The sequence below is a fragment of the Arthrobacter sp. FW306-04-A genome (assembly GCF_044358315.1).
GTDB lineage: Bacteria > Actinomycetota > Actinomycetes > Actinomycetales > Micrococcaceae > Arthrobacter.
Window position 1 is genome coordinate 605,809 of sequence record NZ_CP084559.1, and the last position, 26,989, is coordinate 632,797.

Below are 26,989 nucleotides of genomic sequence, written 5' to 3' on the forward strand. Positions count from 1 at the left end.
AGGGTGACGCAGGCCGTTTGCCGCCTAGTGGCCGGTGCTGCTCGCGCTCGGCGTCGGCGTGGCGCTGCTCGTGGCCGATCCGCTGACTGAGGAGCTCGGCGTTGCCGTGGCAGGAATGTACTTCTCGTATTCCTTCAAGGTGCCGTCCAGGACCGGGAACTGCACCGTGCGGGAGTCGGAGCCTGTCTTGATGGTCACGGAAACCAAGGAGCCCGGGTTTCCGCCGCTGATGCTCAGAAGCGCGGGGTCTGTGGTCTCGTTGAGGTAGGTCTGCGACTTTGCCTTGACCGGAATGCTGGTCTGCGAGCCGCTGGCTCCGTTGATGGTCAGGGTCGCATCGCTGGAGGAAGTGTTGAAGACAGCACCAATAACGCGTCCCGGCTTGTTGGCGCCAGTGGAGACAATAAGCATGTTGCGCAGCTGGAGCGAACCGAGGTCTTCCTTGACGCCGTCCGACGCTGCGTACTGGTGGCTGGTCTGCTGGGCGTTGATGTAGCCACAGCCGGTCACGGACAAGAGACCGATACTGATGGCTGCCGTCGCCATCGCCAGTTTGCCGCGCTGGACACGGTTCATCGCAGTAATGCGCACGACACGTACTCCTCTTAGAGTCATTGGAACACTTTTCAGGCATAGCCTATCGGCAAACCAGCTCAAACAAGGATTCCGAGCACCATTGTGGCGGGCCTCCCGGAGGCGTAACGTGTTCCGGGGCGCGGCGTCCTATGCACTTTTGTGCCTTCCCGTCAAGGGGGTGCCGGAGGGCTGAAAAGGCCATTTTCCGCGTATTTACGGGGTTCAGGACCCCTCTCCGTGCCAATCGTATGCCTTAAGCGTGATAAACTGGTCTGCGGGAAAGGGGAAAGTCCACATGGTTTTTGAGGTCGGCGAGACAGTAGTTTACCCTCACCACGGTGCAGCAAAAATTGAAGAAATCAAGATGCGCACTATCAAGGGCGAAGAGAAGATGTATCTCAAGCTCAAGGTGGCTCAGGGTGATCTGACCATTGAAGTTCCAGCAGAAAACGTAGACCTTGTTGGGGTTCGCGACGTAGTGGGCAAGGAAGGCTTGGAGCACGTATTCGACGTTCTCCGTGCCGAGTTCACTGAAGAGCCCACCAACTGGTCCCGTCGCTACAAGGCAAACCTGGAGAAGCTTGCTTCCGGCGACGTCATCAAGGTTGCAGAGGTCGTTCGCGATCTTTGGCGCCGTGATCACGATCGCGGCCTTTCCGCAGGTGAGAAGCGAATGCTGGCCAAAGCCCGTCAGATTCTGATTTCAGAACTGGCACTGGCTGAGAAGACCGACGAAGAGAAGGCCGCAAGCGTTCTCGACGAAGTTCTGGCTTCCTAACAAAGATTCAAAGATTTAAACCCCGGTGGCAACCTGCCGCCGGGGTTTCCTTTTGCCCGGTGGGGCACCACGTAGGCTTGAGCGCATGACTACACCATCCCAGCGCGAGGCCACCGCCGTCGTCGTCGTTGCGGCAGGCTCGGGCGAGCGGCTTGGCTACGGCATGCCCAAGGCAAAGGTGCCGCTGGGCGGCGAACCCATCCTCACCCATGCCCTCCGCGGCGTCGCCACGGCAGATGTTGCCCGGCAGATTTGCGTTGCCATCCCCGCAGGGGACCTCGAGCTGCGAGAGCTTTGCGAGGAATTCCGGCAGGAGCTCGGCACTGACGGGCCTCTGGTCACAGTGGTCGACGGCGGATCCACGCGTGCCGATTCGGTCCGTGCGGCCCTTGAGGCGGTGCTTGAGGGAACACGCGCTGTACTGGTTCACGACGCTGCCCGGGCGCTGACTCCCGAACGGGTCTTCCACCGCGTTGCCGTCGCGCTGTCCGCAGGCGCCAAGGCGGTCATTCCCGCGATACCGGTCGTGGACACCGTCAAGATGGTTGTGGAAACTGACGGGGACGACGCCGGAATCGCGCCGGAGATCGTCACCGGCACGGCCCCGCGGGAGCAACTGCGGGCCGTGCAGACACCGCAAGGGTTCGACTATGAGACTTTGCTGCGTGCCCATGCGGCGGCGGCAGAGTTCGACGACGTCCAGTCCGCGGCCGTCACGGACGACGCCATGCTCGTCGAACTCCTCGGCGTCCCCGTCCACGCAGTTCGGGGCGCCAGCCAGTCGTTGAAGATCACCACGCCATTGGACCTCATCATTGCCGAAGGCCTGCTGGAAGGTCCGCTCGGAGTCCGCTGGGTGGAAGGCTGATGGGGGCGCAACCTGGGACCCCGGCGATGCCGTTGCCGCGCACCGGCATCGGGGTGGACGTGCACGCCTACGCACCTGAGGGCGACCCTCAACCGCTGTGGTTGGGAGGCCTGTTTTGGGAGGGGGAGCGCGGTCTCTCTGGGCATTCCGACGGCGATTGCGTGGCCCATGCGGCGGCTGACGCGCTCTTCTCCGCTTGCGGCATTGGTGACCTCGGCACGCATTTTGGCACGGACCGTCCCGAATTCGCCGGCGCTTCCGGAGCGAAGTTGCTGGGTGAGGCAGCCAGGATTGTCCGCGCAGCCGGTTTCGAGATCGGCAATGTTGCGGTGCAGTTCGTGGCCAACAGGCCAAAATTCGGTCCGCGGCGCGAAGAATCGCAGCGCGTCCTCAGCGACGCCGCAGGCGCTCCCGTCAGCGTTACGGCGACCACCAGCGACGGCCTCGGCTTCACTGGACGGGGTGAGGGCATCTCCGCCGTCGCGACGGCCCTCGTCTACGCCGTGCCGGCAGCACCCGAAGGGCGATAAAGCCCTGAATGGAGATGGGATGCTGCGCAACGAAGCCAGATGGCGCGCATCCGCTAATCTGGAGCGGTGACCCTGCGCTTTTACGACACCGCATCCGCCGAAGTCCGCGACTTCGTTCCACTTGAGGCCGGCAAGGCCAGCGTCTACTACTGCGGTGCAACGGTGCAAGGGATGCCGCACGTGGGACATGTCCGTTCCGCGATCGCGTTCGACCAGTTGACCCGCTGGCTCGAATACCGCGGGCTGCGCGTCACGGTTATCCGCAACGTCACGGACATCGACGACAAGATCCTCGCCAAGTCGTCGCAATCGTTCGGGCCGGACTGGGCAGAGGAACCCAGCGCAAAGGCCGAGGAAGAATGGTGGGCCTTGGCCTACCGCTACGAGCAGGAATTCGAGCAGGCCTACGAGGTCCTCGGCGTTTCCCGCCCTACCTACGAGCCGCGCGCCACCGGCCACATCCCGGAGATGCACGCCCTCATTCAAAGGCTCATCGACCGCGGCCACGCTTACCCTGCCCTGGACGACTCCGGGGACGTCTACTTCGACGTCCGCTCCTGGAGCAAGTACGGCTCCCTGACGCGCCAAAACATTGACGACATGCAGGGCGCCGCCGACGCCGACCCGCGGGGCAAGCGCGACCCGCGCGACTTTGCGCTGTGGAAGGGCTTCAAAGACGGGGAGCCGACGACGGCGGGCTGGGTTTCGCCGTGGGGCACCGGCCGGCCCGGTTGGCATCTTGAATGCTCCGCTATGGCCACGAGGTACTTGGGCCAGCAGTTCGACATTCACGGCGGCGGATTGGACCTCCGCTTCCCGCACCACGAGAACGAAATGGCCCAGTCGCAGGCTGCCGGTGACGACTTCGCCAACTTCTGGTTGCACAACGGCATGGTCACGTATGAGGGCGAGAAGATGTCCAAGTCTGTAGGCAACACGGTGAGCCCCGCGGAAATGTTGGAGCTCGCAAGTCCGCGCGTGGTCCGTTACTACCTCGGTCAGGCCCAGTACCGATCCATCCTGGACTATCGGCCAACCTCGCTCCAGGAGGCTGCGGCTGCCGTGGAGCGTATCTACGGTTTTGTCGCCAAGGCGTCCAAGAAGTTCGGTGGCGACTTCGCCGCCCACCCTGAATCGAGCCCCGTGCCGGAAGCTTTTGCTGCCGCCATGGACGATGATCTTAACGTGCCGCAAGCCCTTGGTGCCCTGCATGAGACCGTCCGCGCTGGCAACACGGCACTGGCGTCAGGGGACGATGCCGGAGCCGAGCAGGCACTGCAAGCCGTGCTGGCCATGACTACCGTTCTTGGACTCAACGATGTCCGCGGCGAAGTCCAGGAAAACTCCGAGACAGCCCAAGCCCTTGAAGTCCTTGTGGAAGCCCAGCTGCAGGCCCGCGCCGAGGCGCGCGCCAACAGGGACTGGGCCGCTTCCGACGCGATCCGCGACACTCTCGCGGCCGCCGGTATCGCCGTCGAGGATGGCGCCGATGGCGCCAGCTGGAGCCTCAAAAAGGGCTGAGAACGGGCCGTCGTCCCGATTTAGGTTGATTCAGTAGACTTGATTGCAGACGTACTCAACACAATCAAGGGTGGATTTCATGGCCAACAACGGTCGCCGGGCTGTCAAAAAGAAGAAGGGCCCCACCACTGGAACCGGTGGCCACGGTCGAAAGGCCTTGGAAGGCAGGGGTCCAACCCCTAAAGCCGAGGACCGCGAATACCACAAGGCTTACAAGAGCAGGCAGCTCGCCGAGCGCTCGGCAGCCAAGCGCGCAGCCGGGGGTACCAGCCGTTCCAACCCGGGCGCCCGCTCTGGCCCGAAGGGCCGCGCTACCGAGGAAGTAGTCACCGGACGCAACTCCGTGGTGGAGGCGCTGCGCGCCGGAATCCCAGCCAAGGCACTGCACGTTGCCATCCGGATCGAGATGGACGATCGCGTCAAGGAGTCCCTCAAGCTCGCTGCCGAACGCGGCATCCCGCTGCTGGAAACCGGTAAGCCCGAGCTGGACCGCATGACGGAAGACGCCGTCCACCAGGGCCTCGTACTGCAGATCCCGCCGTACGAATACCAGGATGCCTACGACCTCGCCGAGCAGACGGTGGCCAAGTGGAAGAAGGGCTATATCCCCAACGCGCCCCTTTTCGTCGCACTTGACGGGATTACCGATCCCCGCAACCTGGGCGCCATCATCCGCTCCGTTTCGGCCTTCAGCGGCCACGGCGTCATTGTCCCGGAGCGCCGCTCCGTCGGTGTCACCGCTTCGGCATGGAAGACCAGCGCAGGCGCGGCAGTCCGCGTCCCCGTGGCCCGCGCCGCAAACCTGAACAACGCCCTCAAGCAGTTCAAGCAGATGGGCATCTTCGTGCTGGGCCTTGATGGCGACGGCGATGTCTCGCTGCCGGATCTTTCCTTGGCCACCGATCCCGTATGCATCGTGGTGGGTTCCGAGGGCAAGGGCCTCAGCCGTCTGGTCCGCGAAAACTGCGACCAGATCATCTCCATCCCGATCGACTCGGCCATGGAATCGCTCAACGCCTCCATGGCAGTGGGCATTTCCCTGTACGAAGTCTCAAGGCAGCGCGCCACCAAGTAGTGAGATGGGCGGCGGCACGGCCGCCACCCTGACGGCCGCGTAGCCGACGCTCGCTCACTTTTGAGCGCTTAGACAGCGACGCTCGCTCATTTCTTTTAGTGAGCGAGCGTCGCTGTTTGCCTTAAATGTCGCGGCGGTTCGCCAGGACCGGAAGCTTGACCCGCGCTTCCTCGACGACGGCGGCATCCAGCTCCGCGAACAAGAGGCCAGGTTCGGCGTCGAGCTCTTCCAACACGGCCCCCAAGGGAGACACGACGACGGAGTGCCCCACGCCCGTGGGTGCGGCACCTTTGGGCTCGATGCCTTGGCTCGCGGGGTCGCCCTGGCCGCATGCGAGCACGAAGGTTGTGGTGTCGATCGCCCGGGCACGCGCAAGCAACTTCCACTGTTCGGCTTTGCCTGGGCCTGCGCCCCAGGACGCGGACACGATATTCACGTCGGCTCCGCGGTCGGCATTGGCGGTGAAGAGGGCCGGGAAGCGGATGTCGTAGCACGTGGCCAGACCGAAGGTGAGGCCACCGGCGTCGAACGTCACTGGATCGGCGCCGGCGTCGACGGTGTCCGATTCCGCAAAGCCGAACGCGTCGAAGAGGTGGATCTTGTCGTAGCTGGTGTCCACTCCGGGCCCGGTGGCGATCAGGGTGTTCCGCACCTTGGCGTTGCTGCTGCCGTCGGAGGCCAGCCCGGGGGTGAACATTCCGGCCACGATCACGATCCCAAGTTCCCGGGCGATCTTCCGCACCTGGCCAGCCCATGGCCCGTCCAAGGGCTCGGCGATGTCGAGCAGGGAATTCCCGAATGCCCGCATGGTCGCTTCCGGGAAGACCACCAGTTCGGCGCCGCCTTCCTTGGCTCGACGGGCATAGTCTTCCAGCAGGACCAGGTTGTCCGCCAGCTCGCGGCCGCTGATGATTTGAGCAAGAGCGATTCGCACAATTACCTCCACATTGGTGTATAGGCAAAGTATGCAACGACCGGGGGGAGGATACGAACTCATCCACCTGTGGATAGGCGTATTCCGCCCATTCGACACAATCAGGGGAGGGCACCCGGTTCGAGAAATGACCAGGAAGCCGGACGATACGATGTTTCAGCAGGTGAGGGGCATGTTCGCCTTCGCACAGGCTGCCAGGGGCTCTACGACTAAAGGGCGTGCGCACTGTCATATGAGCCGCGGGCAGGGGAGAATTGGCGTCGGAGACTAAACTCTCAACTAATGGTTATGCCGATTTTTGACACAGCATCTACAGTGGACGCCTCGCGGCCGTCGCCGCTCGGGCTGAGTATTCCGCGGTCTGGGAGCCTCGACGGACACACCCCCGCAGACAGGGTCAACGTCGCCGTCTGGGCCCCGGGTCTCACTCGAGTCGAAGTCGCCTACAAGGCCCCCGGCGATTCCTGGAAAGTCCACACGTTGCCCAGGTTCACCGATGGTGTGCACTACGGCATCGTGGATGGGCTGCCGCCTGGCACCCAGTACGGCTTCCGCGCCGCGCCGGTTGAGGACGCGCTGCCACTCTCCGTCCCCGCTCCGGACTTTGACGCCGACGACGCCGAGCCGCTGCTGCTCGATCCTTACGGCCGGGCCGTGCACCAGCGCGGAGAGCTGCTGAGTTCGGTACGCATGGACTCGGCTTTTGATTGGGGTGACGACCGCCCGCTCCGCACCCCGTGGCGGGACACCATCGTCTACGAGGCACATGTCCGCGGCCAAACCATGCTGCATCCGGATATCCCCGAGCACCTGCGTGGAACGTATGCCGGCATGGCACACCCAGCCATGATTGAGCACTTCCAATCGTTGGGTGTGACGGCCGTCGAATTGCTACCCATCCATTTCCACGTAGACGAACAGCACCTGCAGAACCTGGGCCTGACCAATTACTGGGGCTACAACACCGCCGCCTTTTTTGCCCCCCACGCGGACTATGCCACGCAAGCCGCCCAACAGGCGGGGCCCCATGCTGTCCAGGACGAATTCAAAGGCATGGTGAAACTCCTGCATGCCGCCGGGATCGAAGTGATCCTCGACGTCGTCTACAACCACACGGCGGAAGGCGGGCCCGACGGCGACACGTTCAGTTTCAGGGGTCTGGGGGAGCAACAGTATTATCGCCACGATGCCCACGGCCGCTACCTTGACACGACCGGCTGCGGCAACACCCTCAACTTCGCCGAAACCAGGGTAGTGGACCTGGCCATTGATTCGCTGCGCTATTGGGCTGACGAATTCCACATCGACGGCTTCCGTTTTGACCTTGCCGTGACCCTGTGCCGCAACGCGGGCAATGAGTTCGATCCCCAGCACCCTTTCCTCACACGGATCGCCGAGGATCCGGTGCTTTCCAGATCGAAGCTCATTTCCGAGCCATGGGATGTGGGCTATGGCGGCTGGCAGACCGGGAGGTTCCCCAAAGGGTGGTTGGACTGGAACGATCACTTCCGCGACGGCGTACGCCGCTTCTGGCTCTCAGAGCGGGCGGCTGCCGAAGGCGGGATCGCCGGCAGCAATATGGGAGTTCTCGCCGACGCGCTGACGGGTTCGTCCCGAGTCTTTGAACCATCGGGACGCTCCAGGCTCGCCTCGCTCAACTTCGTCACGGCCCACGATGGCTTCACCCTCGCCGATCTGGTGTCCTACGACCGTAAACACAATGAGGCCAATGGCGAACAAAACCGCGACGGCCAGACTAACAGCCTCAGCTACAACCACGGATTCGAAGGCCGCACGGAAAACGAGACAATTCTCGCCGCGCGTGCCCTTTCCAAGCGGAACCTCATGACAACGTTGATGCTCTCCATCGGCGTACCCATGATCACTGCTGGCGACGAACTCGGACGCACACAGCAGGGCAACAACAACGCGTACTGCCAGGACAACCCGCTCACGTGGATCGATTGGACCCAGACTCCCGAATCCCATGAGATGCTCCGGAGCACCAAACGGGTGATCCGGCTCCGCAAGGAGTTCATGCAGGCCCAGGATCCAGGCTTCCCGGACAGCCGGACGGGCCTGGAATGGTTTGACGAGAAGGGCCAGCCCATGACGTCGGCCCGTTGGCACGACCCCTCCCTGCGGATTGTGCAGCTCCTGATGAACTCGGAGGGCGGCTCTTACCGCGGATTGATCGTGATCAACGGGAACAAGGATGACAAGAAGGTCGTCCTGCCCAAACTGATCGCCGAATCCGGCGCGGGAAGCCGTATGTTCGAGCTGCGCCTGACTACTTCCGAGCTCAACGACCGCAGGCAGGGAGCGTTGGTTGCCGCGGGCGAGCGGGAAGTCGTCCAAGGCAACACCATCAACGTCTACCGCACCTAGGGACACCATGAAGATCTATTCCGCTGACACGTGGACGCTGGAAGAACTGCAGGAACAAGTGTCCGACGCCGGCCGCCGCACTGTGATGGTGCCGCCAGCAGCAAGCAAGCAGGCGGTCTTGGAAGTCTTCGGCCAGGTGCTCGATTTCCCCGAGTACTACGGCGTGGATCTGGACGCCCTCAACGATTCACTCCACGATTTCGCAGACAGCGTCTCTGATGATGACCAGCCACCCGTCACCCTGATTTGGCAGGTCCCCGCGGCCTACCGGACGGACATGTCCTTCGGGGTGGTTTGCGAAATCCTCCAGGACGCCGAATCTTACTCGGGGCGGGACCTCGCCGTCATCGCGGTCTTCCAGCAGTAGCAAACCAAGCCGAGCCAGCCGGGTGGGCGTGGGCCCGCCCGGCAGGTGCGTGGACCGCTACGCGTTGACGATCAGACCAAGTTCGGCCTTCGAGGCCAGGGATGGATGCTTCGGGAACACGCGGACGGTGTAGCCGAAGGATCCGGAGCGGTTGATCAGGATGGAGCCGGTGAACAGGTGGCGCCCGTTGCCAAGGTCCTCGAACGAGCTCAGTTCGGCTACGGCGATGTCCTCCAGCTCATCGCTTTCTTCGGCCCGGCCGTAGGCCACCTCCACGCTGACGTCGTCCGGTGTCAGGGTGTGCAGCGCGATGTAGGCGTTGACCTGCAGGGTGTCGCCGATCTGTGGTTCTTCGGTGACGCCGACGGAATCGACGTGTTCCACGATCAGCTGGGGCCAGGCGTTGCGGATCTTGGTGATCCAGGCCGCGAGTTCCTTCGCTTCCTTGAAGGAACCAGCTAAGGCACGGCGTCCCGACTCCGCGGCCGGGCGGTACAGGGTGTTCACGTAGTCCTGGAGCATGCGTTCTGCCGAGACCGCGGGGCCGAGGTGGGCCAGGGTGTGCTTGATCATGGAGACCCAGTGCGTCGGGACGGTCTCCGGGCTGGACTGGGAGGGACCCGCGGCGCCGGCATCCGCGGAGACCGTGGAACCGTAGAAGCGCGGGGCCACCTGGGTTTCCAGGAGCTCGTAGAGGGCGGCGGCCTCGATGTCGTCGCGTTCGGAAGGGGACGCGTCGTTGTTGGCGGTGGGGATCGCCCAGCCGTTCTCGCCGTCGTACATCTCGTCCCACCAGCCGTCCAGGACGGACAGGTTCAGGGAACCGTTGATGGCCGCCTTCATGCCCGAGGTCCCGCAGGCCTCCAGGGGCCGGAGCGGGTTGTTCAGCCACACGTCGCAGCCCGGGAACAGGGTGCGGGCCATGGCGATGTCGTAGTTGGGCAGGAACACGATCCGGTGCCGGACGGCGGGGTCGTCGGTGAACTTCACCAGGTCCTGGATCATCTTCTTGCCGGCGTCATCCGCCGGGTGGGACTTGCCGGCGATGACCAGCTGGATGGGGTGCTTGGGGTGCAGCAGCAGCGCCTTGAGGCGGGCGGGATCGCGGAGCATGAGGGTGAGCCGCTTGTAGGTCGGCACGCGCCGGGCGAAGCCGATCGTCAGGACGTCCGGGTCCAGCACGGTGTCGGTCCAGCCCAGTTCCGCATCCGCGGCGCCGCGCTTCTTCCACGCTGCCCGGAGCCGCCGTCGGACGTCTTCCACGAGTGACACGCGAAGCTCCCGGCGGAGTCGCCACACGTCCTCGTCGCTGACGTTGTAGGCAAGGTCCCAACGGCCCAAGGCCTCGGCCTCGGTTCCGAACTGCTGGCGGGCCAACGCGGAGATGCGCGGATCCACCCACGAGGGCACGTGCACGCCGTTGGTGACCGAGGTGATGGGGATTTCGGAGTGGTCAAAGCCCGGCCACAGCCCGGAGAACATCTCGCGGGACACCACCCCGTGCAGCTTGGCCACGCCATTGGCCCGCTGCGCCAGGCGCAGGCCCATGACGGCCATGTTGAACACCGCCGGGTTGCCGCCGTCGTAGTTCTCACGGCCCAGTTCCAGGACCTTGTCCACCGGAACATCCGGCGCCAGGCCGGATTCGAAAAAGTGCCTGATCTGCACGGCCTCGAAGCGATCGATCCCGGCAGGCACGGGCGTGTGCGTGGTGAACACCGTGGACGCACGCCCCGCCGCCAGGGCCTCGGACCACGTCAGCGGGGCCTCCGAAGACATGAGCTCCTGGATCCGTTCGATGCCCAGGAAACCGGCATGGCCCTCGTTGGTGTGGAACACCTCCGGAGCCGGGGTGCCCGTCAGGCGCTGATAGACGCGCAGCGCCTTCACCCCGCCCATGCCCAGCAGCAGCTCCTGCTGCAGCCGGTGGTCCCCGCCGCCACCGTAGAGACGGTCCGTGATCCCGCGCGCCGCGTCATCGTTGGCCGGAACGTTCGAATCCAGCAGCAGGAGCGGAACGCGCCCGACGTCGGCACGCCACACATGCGCGTTAAGCTTGCGTCCGTTGGGCAGCGGCAGGGAGATCAACACTGGCTTGCCGGTGCCGTCCTCGGACGGTTCGCGCAGCAACGTCAGCGGCAGTCCGTCAGGGTCCAGCACCGGATACGTTTCCTGCTGCCACGCGTCCCGCGAAAGGGACTGCTTGAAATAACCGGCCTGGTAGAGCAGACCGACGCCGATCAGCGGCACACCCAGGTCCGAAGCGGCCTTCAAATGGTCCCCGGCCAGGATCCCCAAGCCCCCGGAATACTGCGGAAGCACCTCGGTGATACCAAACTCAGGGGAGAAGTAGGCGATGCACGCCGGGGCGTCCGGACCCAGGCCCTGGTACCAGCGCGGCTCGCTCAGGTACCGGTCAAGATCCGCAGCCGCATGCTGGACACGCTCTACAAGATCGTTGTTGGAAGCAAGTTGGTACAGCTGCTCACGGCCAATTGACCCGAGAAGACTAATGGGATCGTGGCGACTCTCTTCCCACAATTCGTGGTCGAGGCTCGCAAAGAGTTCGCGGGTAGGCCGGTGCCAAGACCAACGCAGGTTCGTCGCGAGACGCGCCAGTGGCCGGATCGGCTCGGGGAGCAGGGTACGGACTGTAAACCTTCGAATTGCCTTCACGAGCGCCACACTAATCCACTCGGTGGACAGCAGGAACAGCTTTCGGTTTCTTTTAGGTAAATGACACATTGCGCCGAAGAGTCTGGGGCACCTCTTCGCAAAATGTGATTTTTCTCGCTAACGTCGAGGTTGTGACCACTACTGCAACACCGCGATCCAGCTCAGCATCCAAGTCCAAGCAGAAGACCGGTATCACCGAAGGTCTCAGATTCGGCAGATTCCCCATCACGGCCGTGCAGCCCGTGATCGAGGAAGGCCGGTTCCCGGCCAAGGCCTTGCCTGGTGAAGATTTGGTGGTGGGCGCCACGGTCTTCCGTGAGGGCCACGACCAGCTTGGGGTGAGTGCCATCCTGCTGGACCCCAAAGGCAAAGAGCGCCAGCGTGTCCGGCTCTCCCCGGCACCGGGCGAGCGTGGCAAAGGCACCGATCGTTGGGAGGGGCTGCTGACTCCGACGTCGCCCGGAGCCTGGACTTTCGCGATCGAAGCCTGGCACGACCGCTACGGCACATGGCATCACAACGCCGAAGTGAAGGTCGAAGCCGGCATCGACGTGGAGCTGATGCTCGCCGAAGGCGTCGCTCTGCTCGCGGAAGCGGCCGGTGAGAACTCGCGCGGCGCCGCGGACAAGCGCACTCTCCGTGCCGCCTCTGAGGGCCTCGCCGATACCTCGAAGACTGCCGAGGAGCGCCTTGCCGCTGGTTTCAGCGCGGAGGTCGCCGCCGTCGTCGAGCGCCAGCCGGTCCGCGAGATGGTGACCGTCTCGGAACAGTACCCGCTCCTGGTGGAGCGTGACCTCGCCGGACGCGGAGCCTGGTACGAATTCTTCCCCCGCTCCGAGGGCGCCGTTTTGGATCCCTCCACCGGAACGTGGACTTCAGGCAACTTCACGACGGCGGCCAAGAGGCTCGACGCCGTTGCGGACATGGGCTTCGACGTCATCTACCTGCCGCCCATCCACCCGATTGGCTTCCAGCACCGTAAGGGCCGCAACAACACCCTGACTCCTGGCCCGCAGGATCCGGGCTCGCCGTGGGCCATCGGCTCCGAGGCTGGCGGCCACGACGCCATCCACCCGGAACTGGGATCGTTCGAGGATTTCGACGCTTTTGTGGTTCGCGCCAATGAGCTGGGCCTTGAGGTGGCGCTTGACTTGGCACTGCAGGCCGCCCCGGACCATCCCTGGGTGAAGACCAACCCGGAATGGTTCACCACGCGCGTGGACGGCAGCATCGCCTATGCCGAAAACCCGCCCAAGAAGTACCAGGACATCTACCCGCTGAACTTCGACAACGATCCCACCGGGCTGTCCAAGGAAATCCTGCGGATTGTCTTCCTCTGGGTGCGTCACGGCGTGAAGATTTTCCGTGTGGACAACCCCCACACCAAACCGGTGTGGTTCTGGGAATGGCTGATCGGCAAGGTCAACAAGAAGCACCCCGACGTCGTATTCCTCGCCGAGGCGTTCACCCGCCCCGCAATGATGCACGCCCTCGGCCGGGCAGGCTTCCAGCAGTCGTACACCTACTTCACGTGGCGGAACACCAAAGCCGAGCTGGAATCGTATTTCCAAGAGGTCAGCCACGTTTCCCCGGCATACTTCAGGCCCAATTTCTTCGTCAACACCCCTGACATCCTCACCGAATACCTCCAGTACGGCGGTCCGGCTGCGTTCCGCATCCGTGCAGCATTAGCTGCCACGGCGAGCCCGCTCTGGGGCGTCTACGCCGGATTCGAGCTGTATGAGCACGTGGCGCGTCCGGGGGCCGAGGAATATATCGACAACGAGAAATACGAGTTCAAGGACCGGGACTGGGATGCCGCGGCAGCGTCCGGGCACAGTCTCGCCCCCTACATCACGCGGCTTAACGCCATCCGGAAGGCCCACCCCGCCTTGGGTGATCTGCAGAACCTGACCTTGCACCACAGCACGGATGACGCCACCATCGTGTTCTCCAAGCACAAGACCATGCCTGACGGCAGCAAAGACACCTTGATCATTGTGGTCAACGTCGACCCCCACGGCACCAGGGAAAGCACCGTGACACTGGATCTCTCCGCGCTTTCGCTGGATCCAGCCGACTTCACCGCCAACGGAAGATTCTGGGTGGATGATTTGGTCAGCGGCGAAAGCTGGGAGTGGGGCGAGTACAACTACGTTCGACTGGACGCCCATAAAGAACCGGCACACATTCTCAATATCCGGAGGTAGCCTTAGTGAGCTTCAATCCGCAGGGTCAGAGTCAGTACTTCACGCCGAAAAACACTTTCGAGCTGAACGCCCCGGGTCTTCAACATGACCCTCATTGGTATCGGAAGGCTGTTTTCTACGAAGTGCTGGTGAGGGCCTTCGCGGATGCCAACGGCGACGGTTCGGGCGACTTCCACGGTCTGATCGAAAAGCTGGACTATCTGCAGTGGCTGGGTGTGGACTGCTTGTGGCTGCCGCCGTTCTTCGATTCGCCCCTGCGGGACGGCGGCTACGACATTTCCGACTACACCTCCGTGCTGGACGAGTTCGGCACCATCAGCGACTTCAAACGGCTCGTAGCCGAAGCGCACGCGAGGGGTGTCAGGGTCATTATCGACCTCCCGCTGAACCACACCTCGGACCAGCACCCCTGGTTCCAGGAATCGCGCAAGAACCCGGATGGTCCGTACGGCGATTTCTATGTGTGGAGTGACACCGACGAGAAGTACCAGGACGCGCGCATCATCTTTGTGGACACAGAAGAGTCGAACTGGACCTTCGATCCCATCCGCCGGCAATTCTTTTGGCACCGCTTCTTCAGCCACCAGCCTGACCTGAACTTCGAGAACCCCAAGGTCATCGAAGCGCTCCACGATGTTGTCCGGTTTTGGCTGGACCAAGGCATTGATGGGTTCAGGGCGGACGCCATTCCATACCTCTTCGAAGAAGAGGGCACCAATTGCGAAAACCTGCCAGCCACCCACGGTTTCCTGCGGGACCTACGCAAAATGGTGGATGAGAACTACCCGGGCCGCGTGATCATCGCCGAAGCCAACCAACCGCCGCACGACGTCGTGGAGTACTTTGGCACAGAGGAAGAACCGGAATGCCACATGGCCTTCCACTTTCCCATCATGCCGCGCCTGTACTACGCGCTCCGCGACCAGAAAGCATCCCACATCATCGAAACTTTGCGCGACACTCCGGAAATCCCGGCAGGCGCGCAATGGGGGACCTTCCTGCGCAACCATGATGAGCTGACTTTGGAAATGGTCACCGCCGACGAACGTGCCGCCATGCTGGGTTGGTACGCTCCAGACCCGCGGATGCGCGCCAACATCGGCATCAGGCGCAGGCTTGCCTCGCTGCTGGACAACTCCCGCTCCGAGATCGAGCTGATCAACGCCTTGCTGCTTTCGCTGCCGGGCAGCCCCTTCTTGTACTACGGGGATGAAATCGGGATGGGGGACAACATTTGGCTTGATGATCGCGACGCCGTTCGCACGCCGATGCAATGGAACCCGGACCGCAACGCAGGCTTCTCCAACGCCGATCCCGGAAAGCTCTACCTGCCTGTCATCCAGTCGCTGGTCTACAACTACAGCATGGCCAACGTCGAGGCCGAAGCTGCCCATTCGGGCTCGCTCTTGCGCTGGACCCGCCAGATCTTGAGTGTCCGGAAGAACCATGCGGCCTTCGGGTTGGGCGGCTTCAGGCACGTTCCGGCAGACCATGAAGTTGTCCTTGCCTATCTGCGCGAGCTTCCGGAGAACAATCCGGAAGGCGAGGAAGCCGAATCCATCCTGTGTGTTTTCAACCTGTCCCAGCATCCGGTGGCTGCCACCTTGGATATCCCTGAATACGCCGGACGAGGCCTCAGGGATGTCTTCGGGGGCCAGCCATTCCCAGGTATCGGCAACGACGGCTCGCTGACCCTCACGCTCGGCAGCCATGACTTCTTCTGGCTCCGCGTACGCTCGGCGGGTTCCACCGGGTCCACGCCTTACACCCAGGCCATCCCAGTGCTCTCCATTGAAGGCTGATATGAGTCTCTCGGCGCCCACCACGGTCCTGGCATCCCTACTCAAGGAATGGCTGCCACGGCAGCGATGGTTTCCGGTCAAGGCAGGGGCGTTCGATCTGGACTTCGTCGGCTCCTTCCAGCTCCAGCAACCTGACGCAGGGATCGGTTTGGAAGTCCGGTTGCTGTCCATCCGCTACGCCACGGCCGACGGCGGGATACAGACTGACATCATCCAAGTACCGCTCAGCTACCGCTCTACTCCCGCAGCCGCTTTGGCGGCTGCTTTGGTGGGCCAGCTCGACGACGATACGCCGGTCTGGGTGTACGACGCACCTCACGATCCGGTCTTTGTGACCGCGTGGCTCGATCTGATCCAGGGTCTGGCCATGGCCGAACCCGGAGAAGGCGAATGCACCGCAAGCGGGCATTCGGTGCCTGGCGGCCTGCGCCTGCCCAGCGCTTCAGGATCCGTGCGGGTCTCCTCCGGTGAGCAGTCCAACACTTCGGTGATAGTCGACGACGGCGAGTCGGCAGCGATCGTGAAGATTTTCCGGGTCCTGTCGGTCGGCAAGAACCCCGAGGTGGAGGTGGGCGCGGCCTTGACCTCGGCGGGTACGAAGGAAGTGCCCTCTACCCTTGGATGGATTACAGGAACATGGGAGGTACGGACACCTCTTGGCCGGCACGGCACGGCCTCGGCGGACTTCGCCGTGGCCCACGAATTCCTTGCGGGCGGGCAGGACGCCTGGCGCCTTGCCGTTGACGCTGCGGCATCAGGCACGGACTTTGCCGCCGAGGCCCGGCAGCTGGGTCAGGCGACTGCCACCGTGCATCTGCGGCTCGCCGAAACCCTCGGAACCGCCCGGGAACGGGTTCCGGGCCAGGACATCGCCGCCGAAGTAGCCCGGCGCGTCCGCCAGTCGTGGGCTGAAGCGGGTACCGCCGTCGGGCCCCATGAGCAGCAGCTCGAGGCACTCCTGACGCAACTGTCGGGCAAGGAAGCCGGGACGCTGCAGCGCATCCATGGCGACCTTCACCTGGGCCAGATCCTCTTGGTGCCAGGCGCCGGGGGAGAACCGGGCCGGTGGGCGATCCTGGACTTTGAAGGGGAGCCCCTTCGGCCGATCGAACTCCGTAATATTCCTGACGTTCCCCTGCGCGACGTCGTGGGAATGTTGCGCTCCTTTGACTATGCGGCCGGTGCAGCCATCCGCGAGAATCCGGCGGCCACTGTGCCGGTGACGTGGGTTGACGACTGCGCTGAAGCGTTCCTGGCCGGCTACGGCGACATCACCCCCGGAACTATTGACCGCCGCTCGCCGCTCTTTGTGGCATTGTGGCTGGACAAGGCCTTGTACGAGGTGATCTACGAGTTGCGGAACAGGCCGGATTGGTTACCCATTCCGGTCAACGCTTCACGGCAGCTCCTCGGAAATACGAGCCCCGGCATGGGTGCCGCGGCGACATCGGAAGGTAAGGAAATGACAGGCTCAGCACGTACCGAACGGCCCCGAGTCCCGCTGTATGTGGACGCCGCTACCTTGGGCCGGGTGGCCGCCGGTGCGCATCACGCCCCGCACTCTGTACTGGGCGCCCACCTTGACGATCACGGTCACGTCACCATCCGCACCGTGAAGCACTTGGCGGAGTCCGTCACGGTGGTCACCGAAGCCGGCTCCACGCCGATGACCCACGAGACCGACGGCGTCTGGGTGGCGGTTCTCGAGCCGCTTCAGCACGGCCATGTGCCGGACTACCGCTTGGAAGTGGTGTATGGCGACTCCGCCCCGGTGACGCTCGATGATCCCTACCATTACCTTCCGACGGTCGGCGAGGTGGACCTGCACCTCATCGGAGAAGGCCGGCACGAACGGCTCTGGGACACTCTGGGCTCCCACGTGCAGCACTATCGCTCCTCACTGGGCGATGTAGACGGCGTCTCCTTCGCCGTCTGGGCTCCCAACGCGCAGGCAGTCCGCGTCAAGGGCGACTTCAACTCGTGGGATGGGCGTGAGCACGCCTTGCGCTCGCTCGGCTCTTCCGGTGTCTGGGAAGTCTTCATCCCAGGTGTCGTAGCAGGGGCGCGCTACAAATTCGAGCTACTCACGAAGGCTGGCCATTGGGTAGAGAAAGCCGATCCTCTCGCCTTCGGCACGGAAGTTCCCCCCTTGACGGCATCACGCGTGGTGGAGTCCAGCTACCGGTTCAAGGACGACGCCTGGATGACGGCGCGCGCCAACAAAGATCCGCATAATTCGCCAATGAGCGTCTACGAAGTCCACCTCGGTTCCTGGCGCCTTGGCCTCGGATACAAGGAGCTGGCCAAGGACCTCGTGGAGTATGTGAAGTGGCTTGGCTTTACCCACGTCGAGTTCATGCCGGTGGCCGAGCACCCCTTTGGTGGTTCATGGGGCTACCAAGTCACGTCCTACTTTGCTCCGACCTCCCGCTTCGGGCATCCGGACGAGTTCCGTTTCCTGGTCGATTCCCTGCACCAAGCAGGCATCGGCGTCATTCTGGACTGGGTCCCGGCGCATTTCCCGAAGGACGCATGGGCCCTTGCGCGTTTCGACGGCGAACCACTGTACGAGCACTCGGACCCACGGCTTGGCGAACACCCGGACTGGGGCACGCTCATCTTCGACTTCGGTCGCACCGAGGTTCGCAACTTCCTGGTGGCGAACGCCTTGTACTGGCTTGAGGAATTCCACATCGACGGCCTGCGGGTGGACGCCGTCGCCTCCATGCTCTACCGGGACTACTCCCGCGAGGAAGGGGAGTGGTTCCCCAACGTTCACGGAGGGCGCGAGAACTTGGAAGCCATATCCTTCCTCCAGGAAGTCAACGCCACCATTTACAAGACCCACCCGGGAGCCGTGACTATCGCCGAGGAATCCACGGCGTTTCCCGGCGTTACGGCCCCCACCAACCACGGCGGCCTGGGATTCGGGCTCAAGTGGAACATGGGCTGGATGCACGACTCCCTCAAGTACATTTCCGAAAACCCGGTCAACCGCCGCTGGCACCACGGCACGGTGACGTTCTCCATGGTCTACGCCTTCACGGAAAATTTCCTGCTGCCCATCAGCCACGACGAGGTAGTGCATGGCAAGGGATCTATGCTGCGCAAGATGCCCGGCGACCGCTGGCAGCAGCTTGCCAACTTGCGGGTGTTCATGGCCTACCAGTGGGCGCACCCGGGCAAGCAGCTCATTTTCATGGGCACCGAATTCGGCCAGGAGGCCGAATGGTCCGAACAGCACGGCCTTGACTGGTTCCTCGCCGACATCCCGTCGCACCGCGGACTGCAGTTGCTCACCCGCGAGTTGAATACGCTATACAGCTCGACGCCGGCCCTGCATGTGAGGGACAACGAGCCCGGCGGCTTCCAGTGGATCAACGGGGCGGACGCGGATCGCAACGTGCTCACGTTCATCCGTTGGGACCACGACGGCAACCCCTTGGTATGTGCTGTTAACTTCTCCGGCGGCCCGCACCAGAACTATGTCCTTGGCGTTCCCTCTGCCGGCGCTTGGCAGGAAGTTCTCAACACCGACGCCGAGGTGTACGGCGGATCGGGCGTCATCAACGCTGGTGAACTTGTTGCCACGGCACCCGGGGCGGAAGGACAACCTGCGGCATTGACCGTCACCCTGCCACCGCTTGGTGCCTCCTGGTTCACGCCTGTGGTCTAGTGGTTCTTGTTTAGCCGAACGCGAAGGGTCCGGAAGCTTCGAGTTTCCGGACCCTTTGCATAGGTCTCGCGGGCATTGCTGGAGCGCAGGAAGCCGGCTGGTGGGGGTTTTGCCTCCCCGGAAAAGTGGTGGTATAGTTAGTACCCGCGCTGCTCCCCAGTGGAGATCGGTGAAGTTGACTGAATTCCTCGTGAAGATCAAGTCAAGAACGCCGATTTGACTAGGAGGCAAGCAGCCGGTAAGTTTGGGAAGTTGCTCCGGAGCGATCCCGGGCCCTTTGTGGGTGTGGGTGGTGTCGGGTGTGTCTGTTGTTTGAGAACTCAATAGTGTGCCAAGTTTGTTGATACCGATTTTTTATTAAATTGGTTGTTTTGGCTGGTTCCGTGTCACCTCCGTGGTGCGGGGCTGGTTTTTTACAGCTGGTTTCAAATTTTGTGCAGCCGTTCCGCCGTTATTTCCGGTGGTTGTGGTTGTGTCTGTTTTTGTTTTACTTCAACGGAGAGTTTGATCCTGGCTCAGGATGAACGCTGGCGGCGTGCTTAACACATGCAAGTCGAACGATGATCCCTGGCTTGCCGGGGGGATTAGTGGCGAACGGGTGAGTAACACGTGAGTAACCTGCCCTTGACTCTGGGATAAGCCTGGGAAACTGGGTCTAATACCGGATATGACCGTGCCGCGCATGCGGTGGTGGTGGAAAGCTTTTGCGGTTTTGGATGGACTCGCGGCCTATCAGCTTGTTGGTGGGGTAATGGCCTACCAAGGCGACGACGGGTAGCCGGCCTGAGAGGGTGACCGGCCACACTGGGACTGAGACACGGCCCAGACTCCTACGGGAGGCAGCAGTGGGGAATATTGCACAATGGGCGGAAGCCTGATGCAGCGACGCCGCGTGAGGGATGACGGCCTTCGGGTTGTAAACCTCTTTCAGTAGGGAAGAAGCTTTCGGGTGACGGTACCTGCAGAAGAAGCGCCGGCTAACTACGTGCCAGCAGCCGCGGTAATACGTAGGGCGCAAGCGTTATCCGGAATTATTGGGCGTAAAGAGCTCGTAGGCGGTTTGTCGCGTCTGCTGTGAAAGACCGGGGCTCAACTCCGGTTCTGCAGTGGGTACGGGCAGACTAGAGTGATGTAGGGGAGACTGGAATTCCTGGTGTAGCGGTGAAATGCGCAGATATCAGGAGGAACACCGATGGCGAAGGCAGGTCTCTGGGCATTAACTGACGCTGAGGAGCGAAAGCATGGGGAGCGAACAGGATTAGATACCCTGGTAGTCCATGCCGTAAACGTTGGGCACTAGGTGTGGGGGACATTCCACGTTTTCCGCGCCGTAGCTAACGCATTAAGTGCCCCGCCTGGGGAGTACGGCCGCAAGGCTAAAACTCAAAGGAATTGACGGGGGCCCGCACAAGCGGCGGAGCATGCGGATTAATTCGATGCAACGCGAAGAACCTTACCAAGGCTTGACATGAACCGGTAACGCCTGGAAACAGGTGCCCCGCTTGCGGTCGGTTTACAGGTGGTGCATGGTTGTCGTCAGCTCGTGTCGTGAGATGTTGGGTTAAGTCCCGCAACGAGCGCAACCCTCGTTCCATGTTGCCAGCACGTCGTGGTGGGGACTCATGGGAGACTGCCGGGGTCAACTCGGAGGAAGGTGGGGACGACGTCAAATCATCATGCCCCTTATGTCTTGGGCTTCACGCATGCTACAATGGCCGGTACAAAGGGTTGCGATACTGTGAGGTGGAGCTAATCCCAAAAAGCCGGTCTCAGTTCGGATTGGGGTCTGCAACTCGACCCCATGAAGTCGGAGTCGCTAGTAATCGCAGATCAGCAACGCTGCGGTGAATACGTTCCCGGGCCTTGTACACACCGCCCGTCAAGTCACGAAAGTTGGTAACACCCGAAGCCGGTGGCCTAACCCTTGTGGGGGGAGCCGTCGAAGGTGGGACCGGCGATTGGGACTAAGTCGTAACAAGGTAGCCGTACCGGAAGGTGCGGCTGGATCACCTCCTTTCTAAGGAGCACCATCATCGCCCCTTGTGCTGTCCGCATGGATGGTCCGGGGGTGGGTGGAAGCAAAGCCCATTGCGCAGGCGTCTGTTCTGCGGTGGGTGCTCATGGGTGGAATATCAGCAGATAGCGGCCGGTGGTTTCTTTTCCGCCCTTAGTACGGATGTTCTTCCCTTCGCGGGAGGGGTGTTCTGGAACGGTGCGGGGCGGGGGTCCCGGTTTTCCGTGTTTGGCACACTGTTGGGTCCTGAGGCAACAGGGCCATGGTCCGCGGGCCCTCCTTTGTCGGGGGGTGGTGCGGGGTGTGGGTTTTGGTGTTTCCGGTTTCCTGGCTGCATTTGCCTGTGCGTGGTGGTTGTCCCTTTGCGGGGGTGGCTGGTGCGGGGGGTGTGGTACGGGGTTGTTGTTTGAGAACTACATAGTGGACGCGAGCATCTGACACGGGCAGGCCTTTGTGCTTGTTTGTGTCTACAGCAATTTCTTTTTGATGGACCTGGATCCGGCCGTGCTTCGGCGTGGTTGGTTTCCGTGGTTCTCTCGGAATGTTTTTGATCTTTGTGTGGTCAAGTTTTTAAGGGCACACGGTGGATGCCTTGGCATTAGGAGCCGAAGAAGGACGTAGGAATCTGCGATAAGCCTGGGGGAGTCGATAACCGGACGTTGATCCCAGGATGTCCGAATGGGGAAACCCCGCCAGGCGCGTTTGCGTGGCCTGGTGACCCGCATCTGAACACATAGGGTGCGTGGGGGGAACGCGGGGAAGTGAAACATCTCAGTACCCGCAGGAAGAGAAAACAAGAGTGATTCCGTTAGTAGTGGCGAGCGAACGCGGATGAGGCTAAACCGTTCCATGTGTGATAGCCGGCGGGCGTTGCATGGGCGGGGTTGTGGGACTTTCCGTACTGGTTCTGCCGGACCGGTGGGGTGAGAGCATGGACATAGGTGAACGGTCTTGAAAGGCCGGCCGTAGAGGGTGGGAGCCCCGTAACCGTAATGTTGTGTGCCGCCTGGAGAGGATCCCAAGTAGCACGGGGCCCGAGAAACCCCGTGCGAATCTGTCAGGACCACCTGATAAGCCTAAATACTTCCTAATGACCGATAGCGGACCAGTACCGTGAGGGAAAGGTGAAAAGTACCCCGGGAGGGGAGTGAAACAGTACCTGAAACCGTGTGCTTACAATCCGTCGGAGCAGCCTTAGTAGTTGTGACGGCGTGCCTTTTGAAGAATGAGCCTGCGAGTTAGTGTTACGTCGCGAGGTTAACCCGTGTGGGGTAGCCGTAGCGAAAGCGAGTCTGAACAGGGCGAGTGTAGTGGCGTGATCTAGACCCGAAGCGGAGTGATCTACCCATGGCCAGGTTGAAGCGACGGTAAGACGTCGTGGAGGACCGAACCCACTTCAGTTGAAAATGGAGGGGATGAGCTGTGGGTAGGGGTGAAAGGCCAATCAAACTCCGTGATAGCTGGTTCTCCCCGAAATGCATTTAGGTGCAGCGTTGCGTGTTTCTTGCCGGAGGTAGAGCTACTGGATGGCCGATGGGCCCTACAAGGTTACTGACGTCAGCCAAACTCCGAATGCCGGTAAGTGAGAGCGCAGCAGTGAGACTGTGGGGGATAAGCTTCATAGTCGAGAGGGAAACAGCCCAGACCACCAACTAAGGCCCCTAAGCGTGTGCTAAGTGGGAAAGGATGTGGAGTTGCGAAGACAACCAGGAGGTTGGCTTAGAAGCAGCCATCCTTGAAAGAGTGCGTAATAGCTCACTGGTCAAGTGATTCCGCGCCGACAATGTAGCGGGGCTCAAGTACACCGCCGAAGTTGTGGATTTCAGATAGTAGACAAGCCTTCGTGGTTCAGTCGTCTGGAGTGGTAGGGGAGCGTCGTGTGGGCGGTGAAGTCGCGGTGTAAACCAGCGGTGGAGCCTACACGAGTGAGAATGCAGGCATGAGTAGCGAAAGACGGGTGAGAAACCCGTCCGCCGAATGATCAAGGGTTCCAGGGTCAAGCTAATCTGCCCTGGGTAAGTCGGGACCTAAGGCGAGGCCGACAGGCGTAGTCGATGGACAACGGGTTGATATTCCCGTACCGGCGAAGGACCGCCCATGCCAAGCGGGGGATACTAACCGCCCGGAGCCTGCCCAAGCACCCTTGTGGTGTGCGGGTTTTGGCCGAGCGCGGGACCTGATCCCGGGAGGTAAGCGTATTAACAGGTGTGACGCAGGAAGGTAGCCGGGCCGGGCGATGGTTGCCCCGGTCTAAGGATGTAGGGTCAGCGATAGGCAAATCCGTCGCTGTGTCTTTGATGACGTTCCTGAGATCTGACGGGACCCCCGCGAGGGGGGATCCGGTGATCCTATGCTGCCTAGAAAAGCATCGACGCGAGGTCCCAGCCGCCCGTACCCCAAACCGACACAGGTGATCAGGTAGAGAATACCAAGGCGATCGAGAGAATTATGGTTAAGGAACTCGGCAAAATGCCCCCGTAACTTCGGGAGAAGGGGGGCCCCAACCTTGAACACCACTTGCTGGTGGGAGGGGATCGGGGCCGCAGAGACCAGGGGGAAGCGACTGTTTACTAAAAACACAGGTCCGTGCGAAGTCGCAAGACGATGTATACGGACTGACTCCTGCCCGGTGCTGGAAGGTTAAGAGGACCGGTTAGCCGCAAGGCGAAGCTGAGAATTCAAGCCCCAGTAAACGGCGGTGGTAACTATAACCATCCTAAGGTAGCGAAATTCCTTGTCGGGTAAGTTCCGACCTGCACGAATGGAGTAACGACTTCCCCGCTGTCTCAACCATAAACTCGGCGAAATTGCAGTACGAGTAAAGATGCTCGTTACGCGCAGCAGGACGGAAAGACCCCGAGACCTTTACTATAGTTTGGTATTGGTGTTCGGAGTGGCTTGTGTAGGATAGGTGGGAGACGTTGAAGCCCGGACGCCAGTTCGGGTGGAGTCATCGTTGAAATACCACTCTGGTCACTTTGGACATCTAACTTCGGCCCGTGATCCGGGTCAGGGACAGTGCCTGATGGGTAGTTTAACTGGGGCGGTTGCCTCCTAAAAAGTAACGGAGGCGCCCAAAGGTTCCCTCAGCCTGGTTGGCAATCAGGTGTCGAGTGTAAGTGCACAAGGGAGCTTGACTGTGAGAGAGACATCTCAAGCAGGGACGAAAGTCGGGACTAGTGATCCGGCGGTACATTGTGGAATGGCCGTCGCTCAACGGATAAAAGGTACCTCGGGGATAACAGGCTGATCTTGCCCAAGAGTCCATATCGACGGCATGGTTTGGCACCTCGATGTCGGCTCGTCGCATCCTGGGGCTGGAGTAGGTCCCAAGGGTTGGGCTGTTCGCCCATTAAAGCGGTACGCGAGCTGGGTTTAGAACGTCGTGAGACAGTTCGGTCCCTATCCGCTGCGCGCGCAGGAAATTTGAGAAGGGCTGTCCTTAGTACGAGAGGACCGGGACGGACGAACCTCTGGTGTGTCAGTTGTACTGCCAAGTGCACCGCTGATTAGCTACGTTCGGATGGGATAACCGCTGAAAGCATCTAAGCGGGAAGCTCGCTTCAAGATGAGATTTCCATGCACCTCGTGTGTGAGAGGCCCCCAGCCAGACCACTGGGTTGATAGGCCGGATGTGGAAGACAGGACCAAAGACTGTTGAAGCTGACCGGTACTAATAGGCCGACAACTTACACCACACAAACACCAGCTGCTTGCGTCCACTATGTGGTTCCCGAACAACAAACCCATGTTGTCCCAGGAACCGACACAACTGAATAACAACACCACAATGTTGTAACCAGTCTTCCCACCCCGCACCCGTGCGGGGACGGGCAACAGGGTTACGGCGGTCATAGCGTGGGGGAAACGCCCGGTCCCATTCCGAACCCGGAAGCTAAGACCCACAGCGCCGATGGTACTGCACCCGGGAGGGTGTGGGAGAGTAGGACACCGCCGGACAACCATTCAGGTCGAGACCCCCCAACCACACGGTCGGGGGGTCTCCCGCATTTAAACACCCACACCACCGGACCCCCCTCACATCAACGCCGGAAACCCCGCACCCTCCTTCACATACGCACCGGTCACCACCAACGCTCCTTCACATCAACGCCGGAAGCCCCGGACCCTCCTTCACATACGGGCGGCCCCTGCACCGAGCGGCACCCCCGCCCCCCAAAACCGCAGGAGGGACCGGCCGGAAGGCCCCAAAACCGCAGGAGGGACCGGCCGGAAGGCCCCACAGGTGAGCGGGCGTCGGCCCAGGACCGGCCACAGGTGAGCGAGGGACCGGCCGGAAGGCCCCACAGGTGAGCGGGCGTCGGCCCAGGACCGGCCACAGGTGAGCGAGGGACCGGCCGGAAGGCCCCACAGGTGAGCGGGCGTCGGCCCAGGACCGGCCACAGGTGAGCGAGCGTCGGCCGGGGAGAGCAATGAGTCTCGAGCCGCTTGCGTCGCTGGACGGTAATGTTGGTGCACATGGAGAGCCTTTTCAGTCACGCCGCGTCGGACTCCGAATCCCAGCCAGAGCAGTCTGGTGAGCTGGACCCCGTAGTCTGCACTGTGGTCGTGCCGTCGCCCGTGGCGCACGCTTTCATGGGCTTCACCGATCATCCCCATTTGTGGTGGCCAGTTGAGGACCACAGTGTCTACGGCGCGGGCTCGCACGTCGAGTTCGAGGAGAACCTGATCGTGGAGACGACTGATGACGGCCGTACCTCCGTTTGGGGAACGATCGACGATTGGCAACCGCCGTTGTCGTTCCATGCGAGCTGGTATCCGGGTAGCACCGCGATGTGGTCCACTGAACTTCGAGTGGCCTTCCGTGCGGTTGATGGGGGTACGGAGTTGCGACTGGTCCACGACGGTTGGGAAGGCGCCGAGGACCCTGCCCGAACCCGCGCAGACTACGCGGCTGACTGGCCCGGAGTTCTTGATCGCTATGTCCGATTCATGGGCGGCAGAAGTGAATAGGATCCGTCGTCTCCAATTAGCGGACTGGCGGTTGCTTCGCGAGGTGCGGCTGGAGATGCTCTCGGACACGCCTCTGGCCTACGTGGAGAGCCTCGCGGCGGCGCGGCGCCAGACTGACACCCAATGGCAAGAGCGCGCCGCAACCATGTCAAGCGACTCGAGCGTCACCTTGGTGGCGGATGACGGAACTGACGGAAGCCGGATCATGGGACTCATGCGCGTCGTTATCAAGCAGCCGCAGGATCCCTCCCAGGCGCGGCAGGCCATGCTTATCAGCGTCTATGTGGCACCTGAGCACCGCGGCCTGGGCCTGGCAGACCAGTTGCTTGATGAGGCTTGTGCTGTAGCCAGCGCCGAGCTTGGGGCCGGGGTCATTGAGTTGGGGGTCCACGAAGACAACGCCCGCGCCAAGGCGTTCTATGCCCGGCACGGATTTGAATATACCGGTGCAACGTGGCCCTATCCGCAGGACAAAGCGAAACTGGAAATCGTCATGGCCCGCCTGATTCCGCGGCTCTCCGGGCCGAACCAGCCGGAGCACCGGGCTATCGTCGCGTACTAGACTCGAAGCACTGAAAACACCGCGAAGACTGCCGAATT

At 62.0% G+C, this 26,989-nt stretch carries 15 protein-coding genes and 3 rRNA genes; 15 read left to right on the forward strand and 3 right to left on the reverse strand.

What is annotated here, in order from left to right; translation table 11 throughout:
* Positions 1-24: 24 nt before the first annotated feature.
* Positions 25-576 (reverse strand): hypothetical protein, encoded by a 552-nt coding sequence (locus tag LFT43_RS02925; RefSeq protein WP_395802867.1) that lies wholly within the window; start codon positions 574-576, stop codon positions 25-27.
* 295 nt (positions 577-871) lie between these two features.
* On the opposite strand from LFT43_RS02925, the gene LFT43_RS02930 reads away from it, so the two are divergent.
* The 5 genes from LFT43_RS02930 (at position 872) to rlmB (ending at position 5,348) form a co-directional block, all read left to right on the forward strand.
* Complete coding sequence (locus LFT43_RS02930; protein ID WP_011690592.1) at positions 872-1,354, forward strand: CarD family transcriptional regulator; 483 nt, start codon at positions 872-874, stop codon at positions 1,352-1,354.
* 85 nt (positions 1,355-1,439) lie between these two features.
* Entirely contained in the window at positions 1,440-2,222 is a 783-nt protein-coding gene (gene ispD, locus LFT43_RS02935; protein WP_395801066.1) for a 2-C-methyl-D-erythritol 4-phosphate cytidylyltransferase, read from the forward strand.
* Positions 2,223-2,248: 26 nt separating this feature from the next.
* A complete protein-coding gene (gene ispF, locus LFT43_RS02940) occupies positions 2,249-2,752 on the forward strand; it encodes a 2-C-methyl-D-erythritol 2,4-cyclodiphosphate synthase (RefSeq protein ID WP_395802869.1) in 504 nt (167 codons plus the stop codon).
* A 66-nt stretch (positions 2,753-2,818) separates the two neighbouring features.
* Positions 2,819-4,273 carry a cysteine--tRNA ligase gene (gene cysS, locus LFT43_RS02945; protein WP_395801067.1) on the forward strand — a complete coding sequence of 485 codons (1,455 nt, stop codon included), beginning with the start codon at positions 2,819-2,821 and terminating at the stop codon, positions 4,271-4,273.
* Between the two features lie 79 nt (positions 4,274-4,352).
* Positions 4,353-5,348: a 23S rRNA (guanosine(2251)-2'-O)-methyltransferase RlmB gene (rlmB, locus tag LFT43_RS02950; RefSeq protein WP_268025181.1), complete on the forward strand. Its 996-nt coding sequence runs from the start codon at positions 4,353-4,355 to the stop codon at positions 5,346-5,348.
* A 121-nt stretch (positions 5,349-5,469) separates the two neighbouring features.
* Here rlmB and LFT43_RS02955 read toward each other — a convergent pair whose 3' ends face one another.
* A complete protein-coding gene (locus LFT43_RS02955; RefSeq protein ID WP_395801068.1) occupies positions 5,470-6,282 on the reverse strand; it encodes a carbon-nitrogen hydrolase family protein in 813 nt (270 codons plus the stop codon).
* 282 nt (positions 6,283-6,564) lie between these two features.
* Here LFT43_RS02955 and glgX point away from each other — a divergent pair, with 282 nt between their 5' ends.
* Entirely contained in the window at positions 6,565-8,670 is a 2,106-nt protein-coding gene (gene glgX / locus LFT43_RS02960) for a glycogen debranching protein GlgX (protein ID WP_395801069.1), read from the forward strand.
* A gap of 7 nt (positions 8,671-8,677) precedes the next feature.
* On the forward strand, positions 8,678-9,037 hold the full coding sequence (locus LFT43_RS02965) for a barstar family protein (protein WP_395801070.1): 360 nt from the start codon (positions 8,678-8,680) through the stop codon (positions 9,035-9,037).
* 57 nt (positions 9,038-9,094) lie between these two features.
* On the opposite strand, the gene glgP is transcribed toward LFT43_RS02965, so the two are convergent.
* Positions 9,095-11,713 carry an alpha-glucan family phosphorylase gene (gene glgP, locus LFT43_RS02970; protein WP_395801071.1) on the reverse strand — a complete coding sequence of 873 codons (2,619 nt, stop codon included), beginning with the start codon at positions 11,711-11,713 and terminating at the stop codon, positions 9,095-9,097.
* 131 nt (positions 11,714-11,844) lie between these two features.
* On the opposite strand from glgP, the gene LFT43_RS02975 reads away from it, so the two are divergent.
* The 8 genes from LFT43_RS02975 (at position 11,845) to LFT43_RS03010 (ending at position 26,951) form a co-directional block, all read left to right on the forward strand.
* The gene (locus LFT43_RS02975) at positions 11,845-13,923 is read left to right on the forward strand and encodes an alpha-1,4-glucan--maltose-1-phosphate maltosyltransferase (protein WP_395801072.1); all 2,079 of its coding nucleotides are present in this window, start codon (positions 11,845-11,847) and stop codon (positions 13,921-13,923) included.
* Between the two features lie 5 nt (positions 13,924-13,928).
* The gene (gene treS / locus LFT43_RS02980; protein ID WP_395801073.1) at positions 13,929-15,725 is read left to right on the forward strand and encodes a maltose alpha-D-glucosyltransferase; all 1,797 of its coding nucleotides are present in this window, start codon (positions 13,929-13,931) and stop codon (positions 15,723-15,725) included.
* Between the two features lies 1 nt (position 15,726).
* The gene (locus LFT43_RS02985) at positions 15,727-19,401 is read left to right on the forward strand and encodes a 1,4-alpha-glucan branching enzyme (RefSeq protein WP_395801074.1); all 3,675 of its coding nucleotides are present in this window, start codon (positions 15,727-15,729) and stop codon (positions 19,399-19,401) included.
* A gap of 492 nt (positions 19,402-19,893) precedes the next feature.
* Positions 19,894-21,418, forward strand: a 16S ribosomal RNA gene (locus LFT43_RS02990).
* Between the two features lie 557 nt (positions 21,419-21,975).
* Positions 21,976-25,113: ribosomal RNA gene (locus LFT43_RS02995) — 23S ribosomal RNA — on the forward strand.
* A 145-nt stretch (positions 25,114-25,258) separates the two neighbouring features.
* Positions 25,259-25,375, forward strand: a 5S ribosomal RNA gene (gene rrf, locus LFT43_RS03000).
* Together the 16S, 23S and 5S rRNA genes form the textbook arrangement of a ribosomal RNA operon.
* A gap of 519 nt (positions 25,376-25,894) precedes the next feature.
* The gene (locus LFT43_RS03005; RefSeq protein WP_395801075.1) at positions 25,895-26,389 is read left to right on the forward strand and encodes a hypothetical protein; all 495 of its coding nucleotides are present in this window, start codon (positions 25,895-25,897) and stop codon (positions 26,387-26,389) included.
* On the forward strand, positions 26,382-26,951 hold the full coding sequence (locus LFT43_RS03010) for a GNAT family N-acetyltransferase (RefSeq protein WP_395801076.1): 570 nt from the start codon (positions 26,382-26,384) through the stop codon (positions 26,949-26,951). The genes LFT43_RS03005 and LFT43_RS03010 overlap by 8 nt, the downstream gene beginning before the upstream one ends.
* The last annotated feature ends 38 nt before the right edge of the window (positions 26,952-26,989 follow it).

What these genes read in the sequence shown, in the direction of transcription:
- glgX (WP_395801069.1), top strand. Translation starts at nt 6,565, where the DNA reads ATGGTTATGCCGATTTTTGACACAGCATCTACAGTGGACGCCTCGCGG.
- LFT43_RS02965 (WP_395801070.1), top strand. Translation starts at nt 8,678, where the DNA reads ATGAAGATCTATTCCGCTGACACGTGGACGCTGGAAGAACTGCAGGAA.
- ispF (WP_395802869.1), top strand. Translation starts at nt 2,249, where the DNA reads ATGCCGTTGCCGCGCACCGGCATCGGGGTGGACGTGCACGCCTACGCA.
- LFT43_RS03005 (WP_395801075.1), top strand. Translation starts at nt 25,895, where the DNA reads ATGGAGAGCCTTTTCAGTCACGCCGCGTCGGACTCCGAATCCCAGCCA.
- LFT43_RS02985 (WP_395801074.1), top strand. Translation starts at nt 15,727, where the DNA reads ATGAGTCTCTCGGCGCCCACCACGGTCCTGGCATCCCTACTCAAGGAA.
- LFT43_RS02930 (WP_011690592.1), top strand. Translation starts at nt 872, where the DNA reads ATGGTTTTTGAGGTCGGCGAGACAGTAGTTTACCCTCACCACGGTGCA.
- rlmB (WP_268025181.1), top strand. Translation starts at nt 4,353, where the DNA reads ATGGCCAACAACGGTCGCCGGGCTGTCAAAAAGAAGAAGGGCCCCACC.
- ispD (WP_395801066.1), top strand. Translation starts at nt 1,440, where the DNA reads ATGACTACACCATCCCAGCGCGAGGCCACCGCCGTCGTCGTCGTTGCG.
- LFT43_RS02925 (WP_395802867.1), bottom strand. Translation starts at nt 576, where the DNA reads ATGAACCGTGTCCAGCGCGGCAAACTGGCGATGGCGACGGCAGCCATC.